1 protein-coding gene is annotated in these 364 nt (G+C 60.2%); it reads left to right on the top strand.

Annotated elements, in window-relative coordinates:
- The coding region (locus HMPREF2924_RS28875) for a hypothetical protein (RefSeq protein WP_070700832.1) at positions 1-279 on the top strand (279 nt) is incomplete at its 5' end.
- Between the last annotated feature and the right edge of the window lie 85 nt (positions 280-364).

Here is a 364-nt window from a genome sequence, read left to right as displayed (position 1 = left end):
CTGGCAGTGGTCGGTACGCTGCTCAGCCTCTTCGCCCTGAACCACTTCGGTGGCATCCAGGGCCTGGAGGCCTGGCGGCAAAGCAACTACTGGAGTTTGTTCGCCTGGCGGGCGCTGCTGTACTGCGCCCTGGCCATCGCCTGGTTCCGGCTCAAGCAGCGCAAGGAACTGAGCGCGCATGAGCGGCAGCGCATTCGGCGGATCGAGATCCTGGTGCTGTTGCTGGTCCTGCTCATCGAATTCAGCAAAGCCTACTTCCGCACGGGAGGCGCAGCATGACCTTCATGACCAATGACTACCTGGAGTATTACCTCACCCTCCTCGGTTGGATCATCAACAACGGGATCTGGAACATGATCTCGGA

The organism is Pseudomonas sp. HMSC063H08 (assembly GCF_001813645.1).
Classification (GTDB): Bacteria; Pseudomonadota; Gammaproteobacteria; order Pseudomonadales; family Pseudomonadaceae; genus Pseudomonas; species Pseudomonas aeruginosa.
This window is presented reverse-complemented; position numbering and strand designations above follow the sequence as displayed.